The sequence below is a fragment of the Paenibacillus oryzisoli genome, assembly GCF_050467285.1.
Lineage (GTDB): Bacteria > Bacillota > Bacilli > Paenibacillales > NBRC-103111 > Paenibacillus_E > Paenibacillus_E oryzisoli_A.
Map to the genome: position 1 here is coordinate 863265 of NZ_JBCMUN010000006.1, position 21208 is coordinate 884472.

The 21208-nt window shown below is 53.8% G+C and carries 20 protein-coding genes; 18 read left to right on the forward strand and 2 right to left on the reverse strand.

Going from position 1 to position 21208, the window contains the following annotated elements; translation table 11 throughout:
• Positions 1 to 14: 14 nt before the first annotated feature.
• The 3 genes from ABE504_RS12575 (at position 15) to holA (ending at position 3058) form a co-directional block, all read left to right on the forward strand.
• The gene (locus ABE504_RS12575; protein ID WP_430088633.1) at positions 15 to 563 is read left to right on the forward strand and encodes an RNA polymerase sigma factor; all 549 of its coding nucleotides are present in this window, start codon (positions 15 to 17) and stop codon (positions 561 to 563) included.
• Positions 564 to 577: 14 nt separating this feature from the next.
• A complete protein-coding gene (locus ABE504_RS12580; RefSeq protein ID WP_430088706.1) occupies positions 578 to 1831 on the forward strand; it encodes a hypothetical protein in 1254 nt (417 codons plus the stop codon).
• 207 nt (positions 1832 to 2038) lie between these two features.
• A complete protein-coding gene (gene holA, locus ABE504_RS12585) occupies positions 2039 to 3058 on the forward strand; it encodes a DNA polymerase III subunit delta (protein WP_430088635.1) in 1020 nt (339 codons plus the stop codon).
• 81 nt (positions 3059 to 3139) lie between these two features.
• Here the strand turns inward: holA and rpsT are convergent, their stop codons facing one another.
• Positions 3140 to 3391, reverse strand: coding sequence for a 30S ribosomal protein S20 (gene rpsT / locus ABE504_RS12590; RefSeq protein WP_126142410.1), 252 nt, complete (start codon positions 3389 to 3391; stop codon positions 3140 to 3142).
• Between the two features lie 195 nt (positions 3392 to 3586).
• Between rpsT and gpr the strand changes: the two genes are divergently transcribed.
• The 11 genes from gpr (at position 3587) to dnaJ (ending at position 16698) form a co-directional block, all read left to right on the forward strand.
• Positions 3587 to 4585 carry a GPR endopeptidase gene (gpr, locus tag ABE504_RS12595; protein WP_430088637.1) on the forward strand — a complete coding sequence of 333 codons (999 nt, stop codon included), beginning with the start codon at positions 3587 to 3589 and terminating at the stop codon, positions 4583 to 4585.
• Positions 4586 to 4736: 151 nt separating this feature from the next.
• The gene (spoIIP, locus tag ABE504_RS12600) at positions 4737 to 5966 is read left to right on the forward strand and encodes a stage II sporulation protein P (protein WP_430088639.1); all 1230 of its coding nucleotides are present in this window, start codon (positions 4737 to 4739) and stop codon (positions 5964 to 5966) included.
• A gap of 42 nt (positions 5967 to 6008) precedes the next feature.
• Complete coding sequence (locus tag ABE504_RS12605; RefSeq protein ID WP_430088641.1) at positions 6009 to 6401, forward strand: hypothetical protein; 393 nt, start codon at positions 6009 to 6011, stop codon at positions 6399 to 6401.
• Positions 6402 to 6476: 75 nt separating this feature from the next.
• Complete coding sequence (lepA, locus tag ABE504_RS12610; RefSeq protein ID WP_430088643.1) at positions 6477 to 8291, forward strand: translation elongation factor 4; 1815 nt, start codon at positions 6477 to 6479, stop codon at positions 8289 to 8291.
• Between the two features lie 109 nt (positions 8292 to 8400).
• Positions 8401 to 9552: a radical SAM family heme chaperone HemW gene (hemW, locus tag ABE504_RS12615; protein ID WP_430088645.1), complete on the forward strand. Its 1152-nt coding sequence runs from the start codon at positions 8401 to 8403 to the stop codon at positions 9550 to 9552.
• A gap of 163 nt (positions 9553 to 9715) precedes the next feature.
• Positions 9716 to 10183, forward strand: a complete 468-nt coding sequence (locus ABE504_RS12620; protein WP_430088647.1) for an N-acetyltransferase — start codon at positions 9716 to 9718, stop codon at positions 10181 to 10183.
• A 111-nt stretch (positions 10184 to 10294) separates the two neighbouring features.
• A complete protein-coding gene (gene hrcA, locus ABE504_RS12625) occupies positions 10295 to 11323 on the forward strand; it encodes a heat-inducible transcriptional repressor HrcA (protein ID WP_430088649.1) in 1029 nt (342 codons plus the stop codon).
• Positions 11320 to 12858: a TCP-1/cpn60 chaperonin family protein gene (locus ABE504_RS12630; RefSeq protein WP_430088708.1), complete on the forward strand. Its 1539-nt coding sequence runs from the start codon at positions 11320 to 11322 to the stop codon at positions 12856 to 12858. The genes hrcA and ABE504_RS12630 overlap by 4 nt, the downstream gene beginning before the upstream one ends.
• A 104-nt stretch (positions 12859 to 12962) precedes the next feature.
• Positions 12963 to 13544, forward strand: coding sequence for a nucleotide exchange factor GrpE (grpE, locus tag ABE504_RS12635; RefSeq protein WP_430088651.1), 582 nt, complete (start codon positions 12963 to 12965; stop codon positions 13542 to 13544).
• An 81-nt stretch (positions 13545 to 13625) separates the two neighbouring features.
• The gene (gene dnaK / locus ABE504_RS12640; protein ID WP_430088653.1) at positions 13626 to 15470 is read left to right on the forward strand and encodes a molecular chaperone DnaK; all 1845 of its coding nucleotides are present in this window, start codon (positions 13626 to 13628) and stop codon (positions 15468 to 15470) included.
• A 112-nt stretch (positions 15471 to 15582) separates the two neighbouring features.
• Positions 15583 to 16698 (forward strand): molecular chaperone DnaJ, encoded by a 1116-nt coding sequence (gene dnaJ, locus ABE504_RS12645; RefSeq protein WP_430088655.1) that lies wholly within the window; start codon positions 15583 to 15585, stop codon positions 16696 to 16698.
• A 77-nt stretch (positions 16699 to 16775) separates the two neighbouring features.
• Here the strand turns inward: dnaJ and ABE504_RS12650 are convergent, their stop codons facing one another.
• On the reverse strand, positions 16776 to 16934 hold the full coding sequence (locus ABE504_RS12650; RefSeq protein WP_164716588.1) for a hypothetical protein: 159 nt from the start codon (positions 16932 to 16934) through the stop codon (positions 16776 to 16778).
• Between the two features lie 226 nt (positions 16935 to 17160).
• Here ABE504_RS12650 and ABE504_RS12655 point away from each other — a divergent pair, with 226 nt between their 5' ends.
• From ABE504_RS12655 to ABE504_RS12670, 4 genes are all read left to right on the forward strand, one after another.
• Complete coding sequence (locus ABE504_RS12655; RefSeq protein ID WP_430088656.1) at positions 17161 to 18897, forward strand: alkaline phosphatase; 1737 nt, start codon at positions 17161 to 17163, stop codon at positions 18895 to 18897.
• Positions 18898 to 18983: 86 nt separating this feature from the next.
• The gene (locus tag ABE504_RS12660; protein WP_430088658.1) at positions 18984 to 19661 is read left to right on the forward strand and encodes an ABC transporter ATP-binding protein; all 678 of its coding nucleotides are present in this window, start codon (positions 18984 to 18986) and stop codon (positions 19659 to 19661) included.
• Positions 19658 to 20875 carry an ABC transporter permease gene (locus ABE504_RS12665; protein WP_430088660.1) on the forward strand — a complete coding sequence of 406 codons (1218 nt, stop codon included), beginning with the start codon at positions 19658 to 19660 and terminating at the stop codon, positions 20873 to 20875. Before ABE504_RS12660 ends, ABE504_RS12665 begins: the two co-directional genes overlap by 4 nt.
• A 10-nt stretch (positions 20876 to 20885) precedes the next feature.
• Positions 20886 to 21208: lipoprotein (locus ABE504_RS12670; protein WP_430088662.1), on the forward strand; the 323-nt coding region annotated here is incomplete at its 3' end.

A 21208-nucleotide genomic window follows, 5' to 3' on the forward strand; every position in this document is an offset into this window, starting at 1 on the left:
AGGGAGGGATCCCAGTGATAGCACCCGAACTGGTAAGAGCAGCTCAAGCCGGTGATCGTGATGCGCTCATTACCCTATTGCGAGAAATTGAGTCTCATGTTTATCGAACCGCTTTTTATATTCTTAATAATGAACAGGATGCGCTGGACGCTTCACAGGAGGCACTGCTGCGAATTTATACCAAGATTCATTCTTATGAGGAAAAAGCGCTCTTTAAGACGTGGGTGCAGCGGATTGTGACGAACATCTGCATCGATAAATTTCGCAAAACGAAGCCGACGGTTTCGATTGATGAGCACGAAATGATCTTTACAGCGGATCACAATGTGGAACATGAGATGTTAAACGGCTATTTAGCCAAAGATATTCGAGAAGCGATCGATAAATTGCCCGAGCATCACCGATCTGTCGTGATTCTTCGCTATTTGCAGGATTTTTCTTATCATGAAATTGCTGAATCACTGAATTTGCCGCTGAATACCGTAAAATCGTATTTATTTCGAGCGAGACACACCTTGCAGTCGTTGCTCCAAGATTATCAGAAAGGGGGTGTTCGGGGATGAATTGTCAAGAGGTGATGTTATACATGCAAAGACAGCTGGATGGGGATCTTGATTCCCAAGAAGAGGATGAGATGCATGCTCACCTGATGGATTGCCTGGCGTGCGCGCAAATGTTCGAGCGCTTGCAGCGGTTGTCCGATGAGTTGTCCCAACTGCCGAAAGTGACGCCTCCTTTCTCTTTAGTAGACGCCATCTTGCCGCAAATTGAAGAAATTGACCGTGCTGCGGTGCGAAATGGAGGAGATGCAGCTGCCTTGTCATCGTTGTCGGCTCCCGCGGCGATTAGACCTGCGGCGGACGTTGCGCCGCCAAGTCGCAAACCGTCCTGGCAGCAGCGCTACCGGGAGCAGTTCTCGTGGAAAATCGCCGGAGGCGTTGTCGCAGCCGGGTTGATTCTAGGGTTCTTCGCTTTTAATATGCAGCATCCGGTATTGGATAATGCAGATGGGCTTCTGCCGATGAAATCGGGCGCGGAGTCCAAGCAAATGAATACGGAGTCGAGCGCGGCTTCCGGGCTTGCCAACGATCAAGCGCCGAAGGCGCGAGCTGCTGCGAGTGCTACGCCAGATGCTGCGCCGCCGACAACCGAGCCAGCAGCGCAGTCATCGTCAGCGCCAACGGAGGGCGCGACGGCTGGAGGAGGCGCTGCTGTCACCGGATCAGGAAGCGCGCTGCCAGAGAAGCCGGATGCGAAGCTTGAGCAGCCGACGACGTTGGTTGGCCCTGTAAACAAGGGAGAGGCAATGGCAATCTCGCCTTCTCCAACAGCGCCTGAGCGGATGAAGGCGCCGAACGAGACAGCCCCTGCGGCAGGCGACAAGGGAAGCTCCGCGGCTGCGTTATCTACGCCTGCGGCAACGCCGAGTGAGACGCCTGCGCCCACGTCGACAGCGGACACGCCGGTGCCTGCGCCTTCCGCGCAGGATGCCGGAACGCAGAAGAAGAATAGCTTGGCGCCGAATACCGGCGATTCCGCCGATCGTGGCCTCGCGCCAAGCGCTGGACTGTTTTCGATTGCCGCCGCCAACGTTTTGCAATCGACATCAGGGATTTACGCAGCGGCCATCGAGGCTCGTCATGTTGTGATCCGCGATTCGGCTGCGCATGATGTTGTCTTCACGTCGAAGATGGAGTGGCAGCCTGGCGATCAGATTATGCTCATCGAATGGTCGGGCGACGAGAAGCTCTTTTATCAGGTTCAAAGTCAGGGTGGCGCCTTGCAGATGCTCATGATCGACCTGAAGGAAATGAAGGAAAGCGTGAAATAAGGTATGAATCTTATGCACCACTGTGCCCGTGTCTGCGTATGTTATAGTAGTTCAAGCGGCGCAGTCGGGATTCATCCACTCGATTCAAGGTTTCTAGAGCCTTCTATCGGTGTTTAAATAGACTGGCAAAGGGATTGCTTCAGAGCCTTCGGGCTTTGACGTAATCCCTTTGTTGTTGTTACAATGAAAGGAAGGAGTGGAGCTAGAATGGATGCCAAGCGTGCGTTAAAAGATATTGCAGCAGGTCGTCAAGCACCTGTGTATTTGTGCTTTGGGCCTGAGAAATATAAAATGAGAGAATTTATCGACGTCCTGACGGACTCGTTAATGGCGCCGGAGGACCGCGAATTTGCCGTAAGCAAATTTGATTTAAGCGAGATGCCGCTGGTTGCGGTGCTGGACGATGCGGAGACGCTGCCTTTTATGGTCCCGCGCAAGCTGGTCATTGCGAAAAATGCGTTGTTCTTTACCGGAGCCAAGGAAAGCACGAAGCTGGAGCATGATCTGGACAGGCTGACCGCTTATTTGAAATCGCCGGCCGAGCATACGGTGATTGTCTTTACGGTAGACGCAGACAAGCTCGACGAGCGCAAAAAGATCGTGAAAGCGTTGAAGGAGATGGAGGCGACGGTGCCGTTCTTGTCGCTGAGTCCGGAAGAAACAGCGGGTTGGGTGGCCCGTCAGGCTGCGCAGCTTGGATTTTCTTTTACCGGCATCGCCGCGGACAATTTGATCCTCTATACCGGCGGTAATTTGCAGGCCTTATCGGCTGAACTGGAGAAAATCTCGCTGTTCGTGGGGCATGGTGGCGAAGCGACGCCGGATACGATCGATCAACTCGTTGCCCGAAGTACGGAACAGAACGTATTTATTCTAATCGAAGATATTGTAAATGTGCGTTTGGACCGGGCGTTCGTCATCCTGGAGGAGCTGCTTAAGCAGCGTGAAGAGCCGATCAAAATCGCCTCGCTGATTGCGCGGCAGTTCCGCATCATGCTGCAAGTGAAGGAGCTTGCCAAACAGGGCTATTCCCAGCAGCAGATGGCCTCTCAGATCGGCCTGCATCCGTTCGCAGTGAAGGTGGCCGAGGGACAGGCGCGCAAGTACGATACGCAGCGGCTGAGCCGCATCATGGGTCAGCTGGCGGATCTCGATCTGCAGATGAAATCGGGGAAAATCGATAAAGTGTTGGGCTTGGAATTGTTTTTGTTGGGGCTTGCCGCGTAAGAAGCGGCAGGCTTTTTTGGCAGGCCAACGAAAAAAGCCCAACTCTCCGCGGAGAACTGGGCTTTTGCTCTATGTCTGTAATTACGCTTGAGCCGTAAGAGCGTTCAGCTTTTTAGCCAGACGGGACTTCTTGCGGTTAGCGGCATTTTTATGGATTAAACCTTTGGAAGCAGCTTGATCCAATTTCTTAGAAGCGGCAACAAGTGCTTCAGAGGTCAAAGCTGTTTCGAAAGCTTTCACAGCAGTACGCAGAGCGGACTTTTGGGAAGCGTTACGAAGACGACGCTTTTCGCTAACTTTTACTCGTTTAATAGCGGATTTAATGTTTGGCATGAAATTCACCTCCTACTTACAAAACACGTTCAACGTTACATTTGTATGTTTGCTGACAACTTTAAGTATTCTACCACGCAATATTTGAAATTGCAAGAGCTGTCAATAGGCTTTTACAGGCGGCGGATATCGTATAATGCCCCCTTTTTCGTCGCACACTATGTCGTATCTACATTTTCAGAGAGGGGCACTGAGATGGATTTAAGTTCATTTACGACGCATACGGACCTTGCGCTGGATGCAAGGGATATCGCGCAGCAGGCCAATCAAGGGCAGCCGATTCCCGGCATCGAGCAGGTCTCGACGAGAGAAAACGGCATTCGCGTAACGAAAATTAATGTGTTGAACGAAGAAGGCTCGAAGGCCATGGGTAAGCTGATGGGCCATTATATAACGATGGAAGTGCCGGCGCTGCGGGAAAAGGATACACAGCTACAGGATCGGGTCGCCACGAAGCTGGCTCAGGAGTTTGAGGGGTTCCTGCTTGAAATCGGCATTCCCAAGAATGCCAAGGCGCTGATCATCGGGCTGGGTAACTCGAATGTGACGCCCGATGCGCTGGGCCCGCTTGTGGTCGACAATGTGATGGTAACGCGGCATTATTTTGAGCTCGTGCCAGAAGACGTCGGCGAAGGGTATAGGGCGGTGAGCGCAGTTGCACCGGGCGTGCTGGGCACGACGGGAATTGAGAGCAGCGACATCGTGCAAGGGATCGTGGACCGGTCCAAGCCGGATTTTATTATCGCGATTGATGCGCTTGCTTCCCGCTCGCTGGAGCGGGTGAATACGACGATTCAGATTGCCGATACGGGCATTCATCCGGGCTCTGGCATCGGCAACAAACGGAAGGGATTGACGAAGGAGAACCTCGGCATTCCGGTGATTGCGATCGGCGTGCCAACGGTCGTCTATGCCTCCACCATCGTCAATAATGCGTTCGATCTGATGCAGAAGCATTTCAGCGATCAGACGCAGAATACAGGCAAAATTTTCGGACTGCTGGACAATATTCATGAGGATGAACGGCTTCAATTGGTAAAAGAGGTCTTGAATCCTGTCGGCCACGATCTGCTGGTGACGCCGAAGGAGATCGACCAGTTCATCGAGGATATTGCGAATATCATCGCCAGCGGTCTGAATGCGGCTTTGCATGACGCGGTGGATGTAGATAACGTCGCTGCCTATACCCATTAAGAGACGAGCCTTCCTTCGAGCCAGAGGGGAGGCTTTTTCACGGTTGATCGTGACTTGCGAGATTTCTTCTATTAAAACTTCTAGCGAACAGGTTCTACTTCCGAAGCTCGTTTCATAGAGTAAAGTAAGCTAGATTAGGAGGAATCAGACGATGAAATGGACAACAGCCACTTTGAATTTCAGCCACGTTCGGAAAACGTTTCAGAGCGCAAGTTCCGTCGGAAAAACTTTGTTTATTCTCAGCACATCGACCCTAGCTCTCTTTGTTTTCATCGGGATCGGCGGTTTTCTGCAAACGCGGCTCACCACTTCACCGGTTTCATCTATGAAAGGGCTCGCGGCGTCGGTCACCAACCAATTTTTTATCGATATGCTGGGAATGGAAGTTCCTCATTTAAATAAGGATCAAAAAAAATTCACGTTCTCGCAGCACAACATTTTTCATTTTGCGTTCCAAATGGTGACAGACATCAATCCCAACGATCCGAAAAGTCTGGTGGCGAGCGAGGTGCCGGGCATGGATGCCAAAGCGTCCACTGTTCTCGTGCAGGGCAGTGCGACGAATCCAAGCTCTCCGTATGATCTCAATCCGATAACGACGGATCTCCAAGCTGAGGTCAAGCAGCCGCCCACACCGACAGCGACGGTTCAGCCTTCACCTTCCAGCTCGGCGACGCCAAGCGCGAACCCTGCTGCTCAGCCGCCCAAATCGGCGGGAAGCAACATCGCCTTCATTTATCAGACACACAGCAACGAGTCGTTCTTGCCGGAACTTAAAGGTGTTACCGATCCGGACAAGGCCTACAGCGATAAACTGAACGTCATTTCCGTCGGTGAGCGGCTCGCGCAAAATCTGGAGAAGGACGGCATCGGCGCCGTTCACGACAACACGGTGTACCCGAGCACGGTGAAAAACTTCGAGTATCCGTTCTCCTACAAATATTCGTTAAAAACGGTGCAAGAAGCGATGGCCGCGCATAAAGACCTGCAATATTTCTTTGACATTCACCGCGATTCGGCTGCTCGCAGCAAAACGACTGCCACGGTTAACGGTGTAGACGTCGCACAGGTGTATTTTATTATCGGCGGCAAGAATCCGAACTGGAAGAAGAACGAGGAGTTTGCGAATCAAATTCATCAAGCGCTGGAAGCCAAGCATCCAGGGGTTTCCAAGGGCATTCATGCGAAGGAAGCGAGCGAAGGCAACGGCCTCTACAATCAGAACGTTTCCCAGAATGCCATCCTGATCGAAGTCGGCGGCCCGTACAATACGTTGGAAGAATGCTACCGCACGACGGATTGGCTGGCCGAGGCGATTTCCGAAGTCATTTTGAACGCGAAAAAGGTTGATGCGCCTAAGGATACGACGAACAAATCTTAAGAACTCAAGCTCGGTAAATAAAAATTGGAGGAGGCGGGTCGGATGAGGCTCGGACAGTTTTATTTAAAAGTGGGGTTGTTCGCGCTGCTGCTCATGTTTTGCATCTTGTTCGGCGTTTCGCTGGCATCGAGCGGCACGCAGCGCATTGAAGGCACGTCGGTATCCCCGCCAGCCAAATCCGCCGTCCAGGGGGCGGTCGTCCAGGCCCGGGGCCAAGCGACAGCAATCCAACCGAGCCCATCGCCTGCTTCCAAGTCGACCATTGCCAAGACACAACCGACTCCAACGCCTGCACCTGTGCAGGAGCCTATCGCCGACCACGATAACTCCTTGAACCGCGTAGGGAACAAGCTCGGAGATTTGCTGCAAATTACGATGCATCACGGCATCAAGCTGTTTGTTTCTCTGTTCGATGCTGTGCTGGGGAAAGGCTAGTCCACGATGTACATTGCTCCGGCATCCCACAACTGCTATAATGAAAATTATTTGTAGTGGGGGTTATTCGGTAGCATGACGGATATTCGAGAAAGACAACAGAGGATTCGCAACTTTTCAATCATTGCTCATATCGACCACGGCAAGTCGACGCTGGCCGATCGCATTCTGGAATACACTGGCGCTTTGACGACGCGCGAGATGCAGGAGCAGGTGCTCGACCAAATGGATCTCGAACGGGAGCGCGGCATCACCATCAAGCTGCAAGCGGTACGACTGGCTTACCGGGCGGATGACGGCGTCGATTATATTTTGAATCTGATTGACACACCGGGACACGTCGACTTTACGTACGAAGTTTCCCGAAGCTTGGCCGCATGCGAAGGCGCACTGCTCGTTGTCGACGCTGCTCAAGGGATTGAAGCGCAGACGCTGGCGAACGTGTATTTGGCGCTCGAGAACAACCTGGAGATTTTGCCTGTCATCAATAAAATTGATCTGCCCAGTGCAGAGCCGGATAAAGTGAAGCAGGAGATCGAGGACGTAATTGGCCTTGATGCGAGCGACGCGGTGCTGGCTTCCGCCAAAGCGGGGATCGGGATTAAAGACATTATCGAGCAGGTCTGCCAGAAGGTGCCGCCGCCGCAGGGCGATCCGGACAACCCGCTGAAGGCACTCATTTTCGACTCGCACTATGATATCTACAAAGGTGTTATCGTGTACGTGCGTGTCGTTGACGGCTCCATCAAGCCGGGCTCGAAAATTAAAATGATGGCGACGAACAAAACGTTCGAGGTCATCGAAGTCGGCGCGTTCAAACCGCGTATGTCGACCGTGCCTTCCCTGGAAGTCGGCGATGTAGGCTTCATCATTGCCGGGATCAAAAATGTCGGCGACACGCGCGTAGGGGACACGGTGACAGAGGCTGATCGGCCTGCGCTTGAACCGCTGCCAGGCTACCGCCGGATCAATCCGATGGTATTCTGCGGCTTGTACCCGATCGAAACGACGGATTACAACGATCTGCGCGAGGCGCTGCAAAAGTTGGAGCTGAACGACGCATCACTGCGTTTTGAGCCGGAAACGTCGACGGCCCTTGGCTTTGGCTTCCGCTGCGGCTTCCTTGGCTTGTTGCACATGGAAATCATCCAGGAGCGGATCGAGCGCGAATTCAACATCCCGCTGATTACGACGGCGCCGAGCGTTATATACCGCGTCACGTTGACGAACGGGGATGTCATGGATATCGACAACCCGTCCAACTACCCGGATCCGCAGCGGATCGATTATGTGGAAGAGCCATACGTCAAAGCCTCCGTCATCGTGCCGAACGATTATGTCGGGACGATCATGGAACTGTGCCAAGGCAAGCGCGGCGAGTATATCAATATGGAGTATCTCGATACGAACCGTGTCACATTGACGTATGATATTCCGCTTTCGGAAATCGTGTATGACTTTTTCGATATGCTGAAATCGAGAACGAAAGGCTACGCGTCCTTCGACTACGAGCTTTCCGGCTACAAACGCTCGAATCTTGTGAAAATGGACATTCTGCTTAACGCAGAGCAGGTTGACGCCCTTTCCTTCATCGTGCATCGAGATACCTCGTACCAACGCGGTAAAATCATCTGCGATAAGCTGAAGGATCTGATTCCTCGCCAAATGTTCGAGGTGCCGATCCAAGCGGCGATCGGTCAAAAAATCATTGCCCGCGAAACGGTAAAAGCGATGCGCAAAAACGTTCTCGCGAAATGCTACGGCGGGGATATCTCCCGGAAACGGAAGCTCCTCGATAAGCAAAAAGAAGGTAAGAAGCGCATGAAGCAGGTCGGCAGCGTTGAGGTGCCGCAAGAAGCGTTCATGGCGGTTCTGAAAATCGACGAATAGATAGCGCTGCGCAAGTCGCGCAGACCGGAGGAAAAGCTGGGGTGGCAGACGTTTCTGCCCCTCGGCTTTTTCTACCGTATGGACTTTGGTTAGAAAGAAGGAACACCCTATGCTAGTTTCCTATAAAACGCCGACAGCGGTGTACATTCATATCCCGTTTTGCACGAATAAATGCCACTATTGCGATTTCAACTCTTACGTCCTGAAAGGGCAGCCGGTGATGGCGTACCTCGATGCGCTGGAAAGAGAAATGGAGATGACGGTGAGGCTTACGCCTCCTGAGAAGGTAGAAACGATCTTTGTAGGCGGCGGAACGCCGACTGTCTTGCTGCCTGATCAAATGGAACGTTTCCTCTCTATGGTGCGGACGTACTTCCCGGCAAATCCGAACGAAGTCGAATTCTCGATGGAAGCGAACCCTGGAACGACGGACGAGGATAAGCTCGCAGTTATGAAAGCGGGCGGAGTTAACCGGATTTCGTTCGGTGTGCAGTCTTTTAACAATGACCTGCTTGCGGCAATCGGCCGCATTCATAACACAGATGACGTCTACCGAAGCATCGAGAATGCGAAAAAGCTCGGCTTCGATAACCTGTCCATCGATTTGATGTTCGGGCTGCCGCGGCAGACGGTAGACATCATGCAGGCGACCCTGGATGAAGCGCTGGCGTTGGATTTGCAGCACTATTCCATTTACAGCCTCAAGGTCGAGGAAAATACGCTTTTCCATACGTTGTACAACAAAAATCAATTGCCGCTGCCAAGCGAAGATGAAGAAGTCGAGATGTACGAGGGGATCATGAACCGTCTGGAAGCAGCGGGATACAAACAATATGAAATCTCCAACTTCGCCCGTCCGGGCCGCGAGAGCCGGCACAATACGCAGTATTGGCGCAACCGCACGTACTATGGGTTAGGTGCAGGCGCGCACGGCTATATCGGCGGACAGCGCCACATCAATATCAAAGGCGTGCAGCCTTATATCGATGCCACGGTTCAAGGGCTGCCGGTGCTGGAGCAGTTTGCCGTGGAGCCGCAGGAGGCGATGGAGGATTTTATGATGGTCGGCCTCCGGATGATGGATGGGGTGCAGGGCAGCGATTTCCGCGCGCAGTTCGGTTCGGAGATGGAGGACCATTTTGGAGCGACCCTCCAAGGCTGGGTGAATAAAAAGCTGCTGGAACGCGTGCCGGGCGGTTATCGGTTGTCCAAACAGGGCGTTTTGCTCGGGAATGAGGTATTCGCTTCGTTCTTAAGCTGATCGGACTCGAAATCCTGTCGCAACTATGCAAAATAGGTCTTGTGGAAGTATACGGATTGATGTATATTTATACAATAATCCACAAGCAGAAAAGCGGGATGCCGCGGTTTCTCACCTGTGGCCTTTATGCATTTTCTTGCGATTGGTGGGATGAGGCGTGATGATGTCAACAACGATTACCGTCCGTAAAGCTTCCTTGGATGATGTGGAGAAGCTATACGATATTATACAGGGTTATGCGAAACAAGGGATTATGCTGCCGCGCAGCAGGGAGATGCTGCAGGAGAACATAGAGAGTTTTGTCGTCGCGGAGCATGAAGGGACGCTGATCGGCTGCGGTTCTTTAACACAACTCGGGCCGGATCTGGTGGAAATTCGCTCGTTGGGTATGACGCCAGGTTACAAGGGCCAGGGGATCGGCGGCAGACTGGTTGATTTCCTCGTGGAAGAGGCGAGAGCCTTGGGAATTCGCAAGGTGATGGCGCTGACGTACGAAGTGGCCTTTTTCCAAAAGAACGGCTTCACGCTCGTGCCGAAAGAGATTTTTCCGGAGAAGGTATGGCGGGACTGCATGCACTGCAAAAAACAGTACTGCTGCGACGAAATCGCGGTGCTCAAACGATTGGATTGACTTGACAACAGACCTTAGGGTCTGTTATTTTTGTATTAGGATTTAGCACTCACTAAATACGAGTGCTAACGAAACGAAAACAGATGGGATAATCTTGAAGGAGGGGTAAGCATGTTGACAGAGCGTCAGCGCATGATTCTGAGTGCAATCATCGACGATTACGTTCGTTCAGCAGAGCCGATCGGTTCGCGGAGTATTTCTAAACGGGGAAATGTCGGATTCTCGCCGGCAACGATCCGCAATGAAATGTCGGATCTCGAAGAGATGGGCTTTCTGGAGCAACCCCATACGTCCGCAGGCCGGATTCCTTCGCACAAAGGTTATCGCTACTATGTGGATCATTTGCTCCAGCACGGTACGCTGCAAACCCAAGATCTCGATTCAATGAAAGGCGCGTTTGCCAATCGGATTCAAGAGATGGAGGGCGTGATTCAGCACGTGGCGGGCATTTTGTCCTCCATGACGAACTACACGTCGATTGTGCTTGGGCCGGAAGTGTTCAGCACAACGCTGAAGCATTTGCAGATCGTGCCTTTGTCCGAGACGACGGCTGTTGCTATCCTCGTGATGAATACCGGGCATGTGGAAAACAAAACGATTACGATTCCTGAGGGCATTGCGATGTCGGAGATTGAGAAGGTCGTGAACCTGCTCAATACACGCCTGCAGAACGTGCCGCTTATTCACTTTAAATCTAAGCTTTATAATGAAATTTCAGCAGAATTAAGTAAGTATGTGACGGGTTATCAAGAGTTGCTGGGTGTCATCGAAGGCGTTATGCAGAGCAACGAGAAGGATCGGCTATTCTTAAGCGGTATGACGAATATGCTCAAGCAGCCGGAGTTCAAGGATGTTGAGAAGGTGAAGAGTATTTTTGATCTTCTTGAAGAAGCGCCTACGCTGATTAAGTTGATTTCGCCGTCCAATGAGGGCATTGAGATTAAAATCGGCACGGAGAACAGCCTCGAGGCGATTTCCAACTGCAGCTTGATTACGGCCTCTTATTCGCATAACGGCACGCCGCTTGGCACGATTGGCATTCTGGGTCCGACCCGCATGGAATACGGGCGCGTGATTACGCTCATGGATTATTTGTCAAGACATCTTGAAGGGGTCCTCGGACGTTGGTACGGCAAATGACCGGAATCAAAGGCGTCCCAGGCGAAAACGAAGAACGATATTCCACACTTGTGAATAATGCGGCGGCTGTCCGCGCGATTTGCTCCGCGGTTGAGGGTACGCTCGGTCCGAAAGGGCTCGATACGATGCTTGTCGGCCAGCAGGGCGACGTCATTATTACGAACGATGGCGTCACGATATTGGAAAAGATGGACGTCACGCACCCGGCCGCGCGCCTCATGATTCAGGTGGCGCGCAGCCAGCAGCGCCAAATCGGCGACGGCACGACGACGGCCACGGTGCTGGCCGGTGCGCTGGTGCAGGAAGGCGTCGCGCAGGTGACGCGTGGTGTACCGGTCGCCAAAGTGGTGTCCGGCATGCAGACGGGCATCGAGCTGGCGGCCGCCTCCCTGCGGGAGCGCAGCCGCGCCGTGCAGGGGCTTGACGACCGCGAGCTGTACCGCATCGCGTACACCGCCGGCCGAGAGCAAGCGGACATCGCGAAGCTTGTCATTCAGGCGGCCGAGGCCGTCGGCGAGGCCAAGCTTCGCGAAGAGGGCTACCGCTTCGCGGATAGCGTGCTCTCCCACGAAGAGGCGAGCAGCGAGGTGTGGACCGGCATTCTGCTCGGCCAAAAGCCGGCGAACCTGCATGCCGCGCTGGAGCGCCGGGATGCGAGGGTGCTCGTGCTGCAGGATGCCCTGGAGCCGGAGGCGGTGAGCGAGGAATCGCTCGTCACCGAGGCCGGCTTCCAACGGTACATGCAGCTGCGCGAGCAGTTCCGCAGCTCCCTCGGGAAGCTGCTGGAACTTGGCGTAGGTCTGATCGCATCAGACCGCGGGGTGGACCCGGAGGCGGAGCAGTTCTGCTCCGACCACGGCATTCTCGTACTACAGCGCGTGTCCCGCCGGGACCTGCTGCAGCTCAGCGAACACACCGGCGCCCGGCCGGTGCGCCGGACGGCGCTGCGCAAGAGCGCGCCGGAGCTCGGCGACGCGCTCGGCCGCGCGGGCCATGCCGCTTACGATGAGCGGCTGGAGCGCGTGCGCGTGGCGCAGGGTCACGGCGAAGCCTACGTGACCGTGATCGTCGGCGCCGCGACGCGCGAAGCGGCGCATGAGCGCTCGCGCATCGCGAAAGATGCCGCTTCAGCGGTACAGGCCGCGGTGCGCGGCGGGTACTTGCCCGGCGGCGGCGCTGCGGAAATGGCCGTGGCGCATGACCTGGAACGCATGCGTGAGACGATGAAGGGGATGGAAGGCTTTGGTGTAGCGGCCGTTGCCGGTGCACTGCGGAAGCCCCTGTCGCAAATTGTCGTGAATGCGGGCTACAACCCCTTGGAAAAGGTGGAGGAGCTGAAAGCGGCCCAAATTGCGCACGGCTCCGATCGGTTAGGCATTGACTGTGATACGGGTCAAATCGCCGATTTTCTGGATGCAGGGATCGTCGATCCGACCGATGTGAAAATTCATGCCTTGCAAGCGGCCGGCGAAGTTGCTGCGGCTGTCCTGCGCATTCATACGGTCATCAAGATGAAGACGCTTGGTGAGGAGTAGCCAAAATGGGCAAGCTAAGCTCGAATATGCCGAACGGTCGTCTTGTGATCACGAAGTAACGGATTTTAACCCATAAATGGATTATGTATAGGAGGTGAAGCACATTGAGTACAAATGACAACCCAACTGCAGAACAAGAAACGAACGCTACATACGCAGCCGATCAAGAGCAAGCCACCACAGCTCCAGAAGAAGCCGGCGACAACATGGAGGCTTCCGAGGAGGAAGTAAAGGTAGATGGCGAGCTTGAGAAAGCGCGTATGCAAGCTGAAGAGAACTATCAGCGCATGCTGCGTGTGCAAGCGGATTTTGATAACTTCCGCCGCCGCGCAAGAGCCGAGAAGGAAGATTTCGCGAAGTACGCTTCGCTTAAATTGATTGAACAGCTTCTGCCGATCGTCGATAACTTTGAACGCGCGCTGTCTTCCAGCAAAGAAAACAAGGATTTCGACTCTTTGGCCAAAGGTCTTGACATGACCTACCGCGGCATCGATCAGTTGTTGACAGCGGAAGGTCTCAAGCCGATTGAATCGGTCGGCCAGCCGTTCAACCCGGAATTCCACCAAGCCGTCATGCAAGTGGAGTCTGAGGATCATGAAGAAGGCATCGTCGTGGAAGAATTGCAAAAAGGCTATGTCCTGAAGGATAAAGTTATCCGTCCGGCGATGGTGAAAGTCAGCATGTAGCTGATCTTCGCTCAACGATGATTACATTTACCATTTTCATATATAAATAAGTTCCGAGGGAACTAAAGGAGGCAGCTTTACATGAGTAAAGTAATTGGTATTGACTTAGGGACAACAAATTCCTGCGTAGCCGTAATGGAGGGCGGGGAGGCTGTTGTCATCCCGAATCCTGAAGGCAACCGCACAACACCTTCCGTTGTAGGCTTCAAAAAAGACGGCGAGCGCGTCGTTGGTGAAACGGCGAAACGCCAAGCGATCACGAATCCAGACAAAACAGTGATCTCCATCAAACGTTATATGGGGACCAATCACAAAGAAAACATCGACGGCAAAGAGTACACGCCGCAAGAAATTTCCGCCATCATCCTGCAAAAGCTGAAAGCTGACGCAGAAGCTTACCTGGGTCAAACCGTAACCCAAGCGGTTATTACGGTTCCAGCTTACTTCAATGACTCCCAGCGTCAAGCTACGAAAGATGCCGGTAAAATCGCAGGCCTTGAAGTGCTTCGTATCGTGAACGAGCCAACGGCTGCGGCACTGGCTTATGGTTTGGAGAAAGCGGAAGACCAAACAATTCTCGTCTATGACCTTGGCGGCGGTACGTTCGACGTATCCATCCTTGAGCTGGGCGATGGCTTCTTCGAAGTTAAAGCGACTAGCGGGGATAACAAACTGGGCGGCGACGACTTCGACCAAGTGATCATCGACCATCTGGTAGCTGAGTTCAAAAAAGAGCACGGCATCGACCTGTCCAAAGACAAAGCGGCCGTTCAACGCTTGAAAGATGCTGCAGAAAAAGCGAAAAAAGAGCTTTCCGGCGTCCTGACGACAACGGTTTCGCTTCCGTTCATCACGGTAGTAGACGGCGTTCCTCAGCACTTGGAGCTGAACCTGACTCGCGCGAAATTCGAAGAGATTTCCGCTCATTTGGTCGAAAGAACCCTTGGACCAACGCGTCAAGCACTGCAAGATTCCGGCTTGTCTACAAGCCAAATCGATAAAGTCGTTCTCGTCGGCGGTTCCACACGGATTCCGGCTGTCGTTGAAGCGATCAAAAAATTGACAGGCAAAGAGCCGTACAAAGGCGTTAACCCTGACGAAGTTGTCGCACTCGGCGCAGCAGTTCAAGCCGGCGTATTGACAGGCGAAGTGAAGGACGTTGTTTTGCTCGACGTAACCCCGCTTTCCCTCGGTATCGAAACGGCAGGCGGCGTGTTCACGAAAATGATTGATCGGAACACAACGATTCCAACAACGAAATCTCAAGTCTATTCGACATATGCGGATAACCAAACGAGCGTAGAAATCCATGTACTGCAAGGGGAGCGCTCCATGGCTTCCGGCAACAAAACGCTTGGCCGCTTTATGCTCGGCGACATTCCTCCGGCTCCGCGCGGCGTACCGCAAATCGAAGTTTCCTTCGACATCGACGCGAACGGCATCGTGAACGTATCTGCGCTCGATAAAGGTACAGGCAAAAGCCAAAAAATCACGATCACTTCCTCCAGCGGCTTGAGCGACGCGGAAGTTGAACAAATGGTAAAAGATGCGGAAGCGCACGCGGAAGAAGATCGTCAACGCAAAGAACTGGTTGAAGCGCGCAACGAAGCGGATCAACTCGTATACTCCGTTGACAAAACGATCAAAGACCTCGGCGACAAAGTTGACCAAGGCGAAATCGATAAAGCGAATGCAGCGAAAGAGAAAGTGACGCAAGCACTTGCTGGCAACGATCTCGAAACCATCAAAGCGGCAACGGCTGAACTGACAGAAGTTATTCAACAACTGTCCGTGAAGCTGTATGAGCAAGCTTCCGCGGCGCAAGGGGCAGCAGAAGATGCAGGCGCCGGTGCTGGCGAAGCTCCGAAAGGCAGAGAAAATGTTGTTGACGCTGACTACGAAGTCGTTGACGAATCGAAAAAATAAACATATCCTTACGTAAGGGTATGATCACGTAAATGAACGAGTCAAAGCCAGCCGGAGACGTCTCCCCTGGCTTTGACTTTCCGTTTGTAGTCTTGAACATGGGAGTGGAACGATGAGTAAACGAGATTATTACGAGGTGCTTGGGTTAAGCAAGGGCGCTTCGCAGGATGAAATTAAAAAAGCGTACCGCAAGATGGCGCGTCAGTACCACCCCGACGTGAATAAAGCGGCTGATGCCGAAGACAAGTTCAAAGAAGCGAAGGATGCTTACGATGTACTGAGTGATGATCAGAAGCGAGCTCAATACGATCAGTTCGGGCATGTCGATCCGAATCAGGGCTTCGGCGGCGGGCAAGACTTCAGCGGCGGCTTCGGAGATATTTTCGATATGTTCTTTGGCGGAGGCGGTGGAGGTCGTAGAAATCCGAACGCGCCGCAGCGCGGGAACGATTTGCAATATACGATGTCCATCGAATTCAAAGAAGCCGTTTTCGGTAAAGAAACGGACATTCACATTCCGCGGACAGAGAACTGCGATACGTGCAGCGGCACCGGCGCCAAGCCCGGCACCAAGCCGGAGACGTGCGGCGGCTGTCACGGTACCGGTCAGCAGGAAGTGGTTCAGAATACGGCGTTTGGCCGCATCGTGAACCGCCGCGTCTGCTCGTCCTGTAACGGCAGCGGCAAAATCATCAAAGACAAGTGCAGCACGTGCCATGGTCAAGGCAAAGTGAAGAAGCAGCGCACGATTCACATTAAAATCCCGGCAGGCGTGGACGACGGCGCACAACTGCGCGTTTCCGGCGAAGGGGAAGCAGGCACGCGCGGCGGCCCGTCCGGCGACTTGTACGTGGTTATTCGCGTGAAAGCGCATGAGTTCTTCCACCGCGAAGGGAACGACATTTATTGCGAGGTTCCGCTTACGTTTACGCAGGCGGCGCTGGGCGATGAAATCGAAATTCCGACGCTGACAGAGAAAGTGAAGCTGAAAATTCCAGCCGGCACCCAGACGGATACGTACTTCCGTTTGAAAGGCAAAGGCGTGCCGCATTTGCGCGGTTTCGGCCAAGGCGACCAGCACGTGAAAGTAATCGTTATGACGCCGACGAATTTGTCCGAGGAGCAGAAAGACCTGCTGCGTCAGTTCAGCAAGGAAAACGGCGAGCATACGCATGAGCAGAGCCAGTCGATTTTTGAACGCATGAAGCGCGCCTTTCGCGGCGAATAGATAGGAAAAGCACCCGTGCGGGGCTTGAAGGGAATCTTCGAGCCGATCTGCGGGTGCTTTTTTACATGCTGTCCGTACTAAACCTTGATCAGTTTTAATTGAATCGCCTGCTGTTCCGTCAAAATAAACTGTTCGCCCGGCCACACTTCTTCGTCCTTGTCTCGACCGAAGAGCAGCAGAAGCTGCGGCCAAACGCCTTTGTTCATGGCTTCTTGTGCGGTAATCATGATCTTCATCAGGGGACGCCTCCTCATCTGAAAACCTCAGTTTTCCTCTATTATACCTCAATCGGCTCTTCCCGACACATGTGGAATTTTCGGGTAGGGAGGACGCGAGCCTCTCTTTTTACAGACAGTTTACAATTTCGTTCAAATTTACATTTCCTACATGTCCTTCTGATGCTCTCCGAATCTGTCATCTTTATGCTAGAGGTGTGAGACATTATATTCTGGAGGGATCCCGATGAAAAAAGTATTCAAGCACCTTATGAGCTCAGGCCTCACCGTATCTGTACTTGCAATGAGTTTTGCCGGCACGGCGGCAGCAGCAGACACGACGACAACTGCAGCGCCTGCAACAACAACATCGGCACCTGCTTCCAAAAATTTGATTGTCCTGATCGGGGATGGCATGGGCCCTGCCGAAGTGACGGCGGCTCGTTACTATTCCAAACAGTTTTTACATAAAGACCGCTTGGAACTGGACGGCGGCTACTATGTGGGCAAGGCTACGACGTATTCGCAAGCGAGCCCATACACGACAGAATCCGGTGCAGTTACGGACTCTGCCGCTGCAGGTACGGCGTTCTCCACAGGGAACAAAACGTACAATAATGCGATCTCCGTATCCAACGGCGATGTGGCCAAGCCTTTTGCATCCGTGATTGAAGCGGCGATGAAACAAGGCAAAGTGACAGGTCTTGTCACGACAGACGCGATTACCGGCGCTACGCCTGCGGTGTGGGCTTCCCACGTTCGTCAGCGCAGCAATCAAAATGCGATCGCTTCGCAATTCCTGGACAGCGGCGTTAGTGTATTCTTCGGCGGCGGTAAAGTAAACTTCGTCACGAAGGAAGACAATGGCAAACGGACAGACAAAAACATCATCCCTGACTTCCAGGCTAAAGGGTACCAAACGGCTTTCGATAAAGCGGGCCTTGATGCGATCCCGGTAACAGCGGGAAAAGCGCTCGGACTTTTTGCAGATGTGGAGATTCCGTACGTACTGGACCGTACAGCATCGAACCCTAGTTTGCCGCAAATGACACAGAAGGCGCTTGATATTTTATCCCAAAATAAAGACGGCTTCGTCTTGCTGGTGGAACAAGGCCGTATCGACCACGCTGGTCATGCGAACGATTTTCCAGCGAACATTCAAGAAATGCTGGAGTTGGACGCTACGTTTAAAACGTTGGTTGATTTTGCGAAAAAAGACGGCAACACTTCCGTTGTTGTCACAGCTGACCATGAAACTGGAGGTCTGTCCCTCGGTATCAATAACGTGTACGAGCTGAACGTAGACTTGTTTAACAAAGAGAAGCACTCCTACGAGTACCTTGACGGTATTTTGAAAAAGGCGCAAAATGCGGACGACGTTCGTAAAATCGTGGCTGACAACATCGGCTTTACGGATCTGACCGACGACGAAGTACAGTTGATCCTGAAAGGTGACGGATCTTCCTACGGCCGAGCAGGCGGTTATAACGCGGTTATATCCAAGCGTCTGGCGATTGGCTGGACGGGTCACGGTCACACGGGCGTTGACGTTGGCGTATGGGCTTACGGGCCAATTGCTTCTCTAGTCAAAGGCGATGTCGATAACACGGACATTGCAAAAAGCGGAGCAAAAGTCATCGGTGCCGACCTTGACGCTGCTACGAAAGCTCTGCAAGACAAGTACTTGTACCCGATGTTCAAAGTGACAAGAGATAACAAAACGCTGTTTACGGCGAAATCGCTGGCGGAAGCGCTGGGCGCGAAAGTCGAGTGGGACGAAGCTTCGAAAACGGTCACGCTGAGCAAGGATGCTCAGAAGATGGTTGTTGACGTAACGACAGGCGCGGTTACGGTGAACGGCGCAGCGAGCGCGATTGTCGGTCAAGTGGACAACGGCAAGCTGTACCTGGCCATCGAAGCGTTCAATCAATTGACAGGCAAGACGATGACATGGGATTCGTTCAATGAGCGCATTGTGCAATAAGCGCATTTGTTAATGTGAAGCGGGACACTGGGGCTTTGGCCTGCGGTGTCCTCTTTTCAACTTTGGAGAAGAAGCGGGGCCTGATTATGATTACGCTTAAAGAAGTTCGCAAGTCGTTTAAGCAAAATGGAGAGCATATCCCGATTCTGCACATTGAACAATGGCAGGTGAAGCGAGGTGAGCGCATCGCGTTTCTCGGGCCGAGCGGGAGCGGCAAAAGCACGCTGCTGCACCTGTTAAGCGGCGTGATGCAGCCGGACAGCGGGGAGATCTGGATTGAGGATCAGCCGATTCATCGGCTGTCTGAATCGCAACGCGACCAGTATCGGGCGAAGTCGATCGGCTATATTTTCCAGGAGTTTCATTTGATCTCGTCCTTGACTTTGAAGCAGAACGTGGAATTGATTATGCCTTCGGCGATGTCGAAAAAGGAGAGCGCTGAGTTAGCCGCACAGTGGTTCGAGCGCGTAGGACTGACGGCACAGCAGCATCGCTTGCCTTCGCAGGTGTCCCGGGGCCAGCAGCAGCGGGCGGCGATGATTCGCGCGCTGATTGGGAAGCCGAGCCTGGTGCTTGCCGACGAGCCGACCGGAAGTCTGGATTTTGAGACGGCGGCCGCGATGATGTCGCTCTTGCTGCAGATCTGCGAGGAGGAGGGCCTGACGCTGCTGACGGTGACGCATGATGTGCATTTGGCAGCCTCCTATCCTCGGCAAGTGCACATTGAGGATCTGAACGCGATCCGCCGAGGGGTGACGGTATGAGTGTGCTGATTTTGCTGTGGCGCAATGTCTGGCATCGCAAGACGTTGTCGCTGCTCACGATCTTTTCGGTAGCAGTAACGGCGGCTGTTATTGTACTGCTGCTTCTGTACCGGCAGAGCGTGGAAGTAGGAGCTGAGAAAGGGTACGGTCCTTTTGAAGTGACGATCGGGGCGAAGGGCAGTTCGACGCAGCTTGCTTTGAACACGTACTACCATCTCGGCGCGCCGACGGGAAATATTCCTTATTCGCTGCTGGAGGAGCTGCGCGCTAATAATCAGGTAGAAGCTGCTTACGCGATGACGACTGGTGACAATTATAACGGGTACCCAATCGTTGGCATGGAGCCGGGGTATTTTGCGACGCGGTACGGGACGGACACGGCGATGGCGAGCGGCAAGCTGTATGCGAAGCTTGGCGATACGGTGGTCGGCGCCCATGTGGCGCGGACGCTCGGGCTGCATGTCGGCGATACGTTTACCGGCGCGCACGGGCTGGTTCAAGGCGCGGAAGCGGTGGACGACGATGACGAAGACGGTGAAGAAGAGGAGCATCACCACAGCTTTATGTATACCGTGGTGGGTATTTTGCCGCCGCTGCTGACGGCGGATGACCGGGCGATTTTTACTACGTTGGATTATGCCTGGGCGGTTCATGCGCTGGATCCCGACAAGCCGAAGGAAGTGACGACGATTCTGGTGAAGCCGAAGTCGTTGCTTGGCGCGCAAACGGTTAAAACGACCTATGGTGGGGTCAGCAACGTCCAAGCGATTTATACGAGCAAGGCGGTTGCGGACGTGGTGAATGTGTTGGATAAAGGGTCACAGGCGGTGAGCGGCGTTACCGTGATTTGCGTGGTGCTTGCCGCTTGTTCGATTCTGCTGTCGCTGATGGCGGCGGTGCAGGAGCGGAAGAAGGACGTTGCACTGCTGCGGCTTATCGGCAAATCCAGGCGGTTTATCTGGTTTTCGCTGCTGGGCGAGGGGCTGCTGCTGACGCTGGTTGGCTTGCTGCTAGGGCTCGTTCTAGGCCATCTCGGGGGTTACGTGAGCCGGGAGGCGATTTTTGACTGGATGGGGCTGCAGATTCAATCGTGGCAGTTCTTACCTGGCGAGTGGTGGCTCATCGGCGGCACACTGCTCGTGGCGGTGGCGGCAACGCTGGGGCCGTCCTGGCAGGCGTACCGCGTCGAACCGCTGCAGTTGTTCCGATCATAAGGAGGGAGCTATGAACAAGACTATCTGTTGGTTTAGCGTCGTGATGAGCCTCAGTCTCTTGGCAGGCTGCGGGCAAAAGCCGGCGGAGCCCCGAGGCGAAGCCTTCGGGAGCGCGCTGCAAGCGGCGGCGGCTGAGGCTTCGCCCACCGCGGTGAGTGCACCCGCAGCCGCTGGGAGCCCGGCTGCGAGCAGTTCGACGCCGGTGCCGACGAGCACGGCGGCCGTAGCTAGCACGCCGCAAGCGAGCGCTGCGGCGTCAGTGGCGCCAGCCGCGACGGCATCGCCCGCGGCAAGTGCACCTGCGCCGGCGGGGAGCGCCGCGCCCGCCGCATT

Coding starts and splice junctions, on each gene's coding strand:
- ABE504_RS12580 (WP_430088706.1), top strand. CDS start 578: ATGTTATACATGCAAAGACAGCTGGATGGGGATCTTGATTCCCAAGAA.
- holA (WP_430088635.1), top strand. CDS start 2,039: ATGGATGCCAAGCGTGCGTTAAAAGATATTGCAGCAGGTCGTCAAGCA.
- rpsT (WP_126142410.1), bottom strand. CDS start 3,391: ATGCCAAACATTAAATCCGCTATTAAACGAGTAAAAGTTAGCGAAAAG.
- gpr (WP_430088637.1), top strand. CDS start 3,587: ATGGATTTAAGTTCATTTACGACGCATACGGACCTTGCGCTGGATGCA.
- spoIIP (WP_430088639.1), top strand. CDS start 4,737: ATGAAATGGACAACAGCCACTTTGAATTTCAGCCACGTTCGGAAAACG.
- ABE504_RS12605 (WP_430088641.1), top strand. CDS start 6,009: ATGAGGCTCGGACAGTTTTATTTAAAAGTGGGGTTGTTCGCGCTGCTG.
- lepA (WP_430088643.1), top strand. CDS start 6,477: ATGACGGATATTCGAGAAAGACAACAGAGGATTCGCAACTTTTCAATC.
- hemW (WP_430088645.1), top strand. CDS start 8,401: ATGCTAGTTTCCTATAAAACGCCGACAGCGGTGTACATTCATATCCCG.
- ABE504_RS12620 (WP_430088647.1), top strand. CDS start 9,716: ATGTCAACAACGATTACCGTCCGTAAAGCTTCCTTGGATGATGTGGAG.
- hrcA (WP_430088649.1), top strand. CDS start 10,295: ATGTTGACAGAGCGTCAGCGCATGATTCTGAGTGCAATCATCGACGAT.
- ABE504_RS12630 (WP_430088708.1), top strand. CDS start 11,320: ATGACCGGAATCAAAGGCGTCCCAGGCGAAAACGAAGAACGATATTCC.
- dnaK (WP_430088653.1), top strand. CDS start 13,626: ATGAGTAAAGTAATTGGTATTGACTTAGGGACAACAAATTCCTGCGTA.
- dnaJ (WP_430088655.1), top strand. CDS start 15,583: ATGAGTAAACGAGATTATTACGAGGTGCTTGGGTTAAGCAAGGGCGCT.
- ABE504_RS12650 (WP_164716588.1), bottom strand. CDS start 16,934: ATGAAGATCATGATTACCGCACAAGAAGCCATGAACAAAGGCGTTTGG.
- ABE504_RS12655 (WP_430088656.1), top strand. CDS start 17,161: ATGAAAAAAGTATTCAAGCACCTTATGAGCTCAGGCCTCACCGTATCT.
- ABE504_RS12660 (WP_430088658.1), top strand. CDS start 18,984: ATGATTACGCTTAAAGAAGTTCGCAAGTCGTTTAAGCAAAATGGAGAG.
- ABE504_RS12665 (WP_430088660.1), top strand. CDS start 19,658: ATGAGTGTGCTGATTTTGCTGTGGCGCAATGTCTGGCATCGCAAGACG.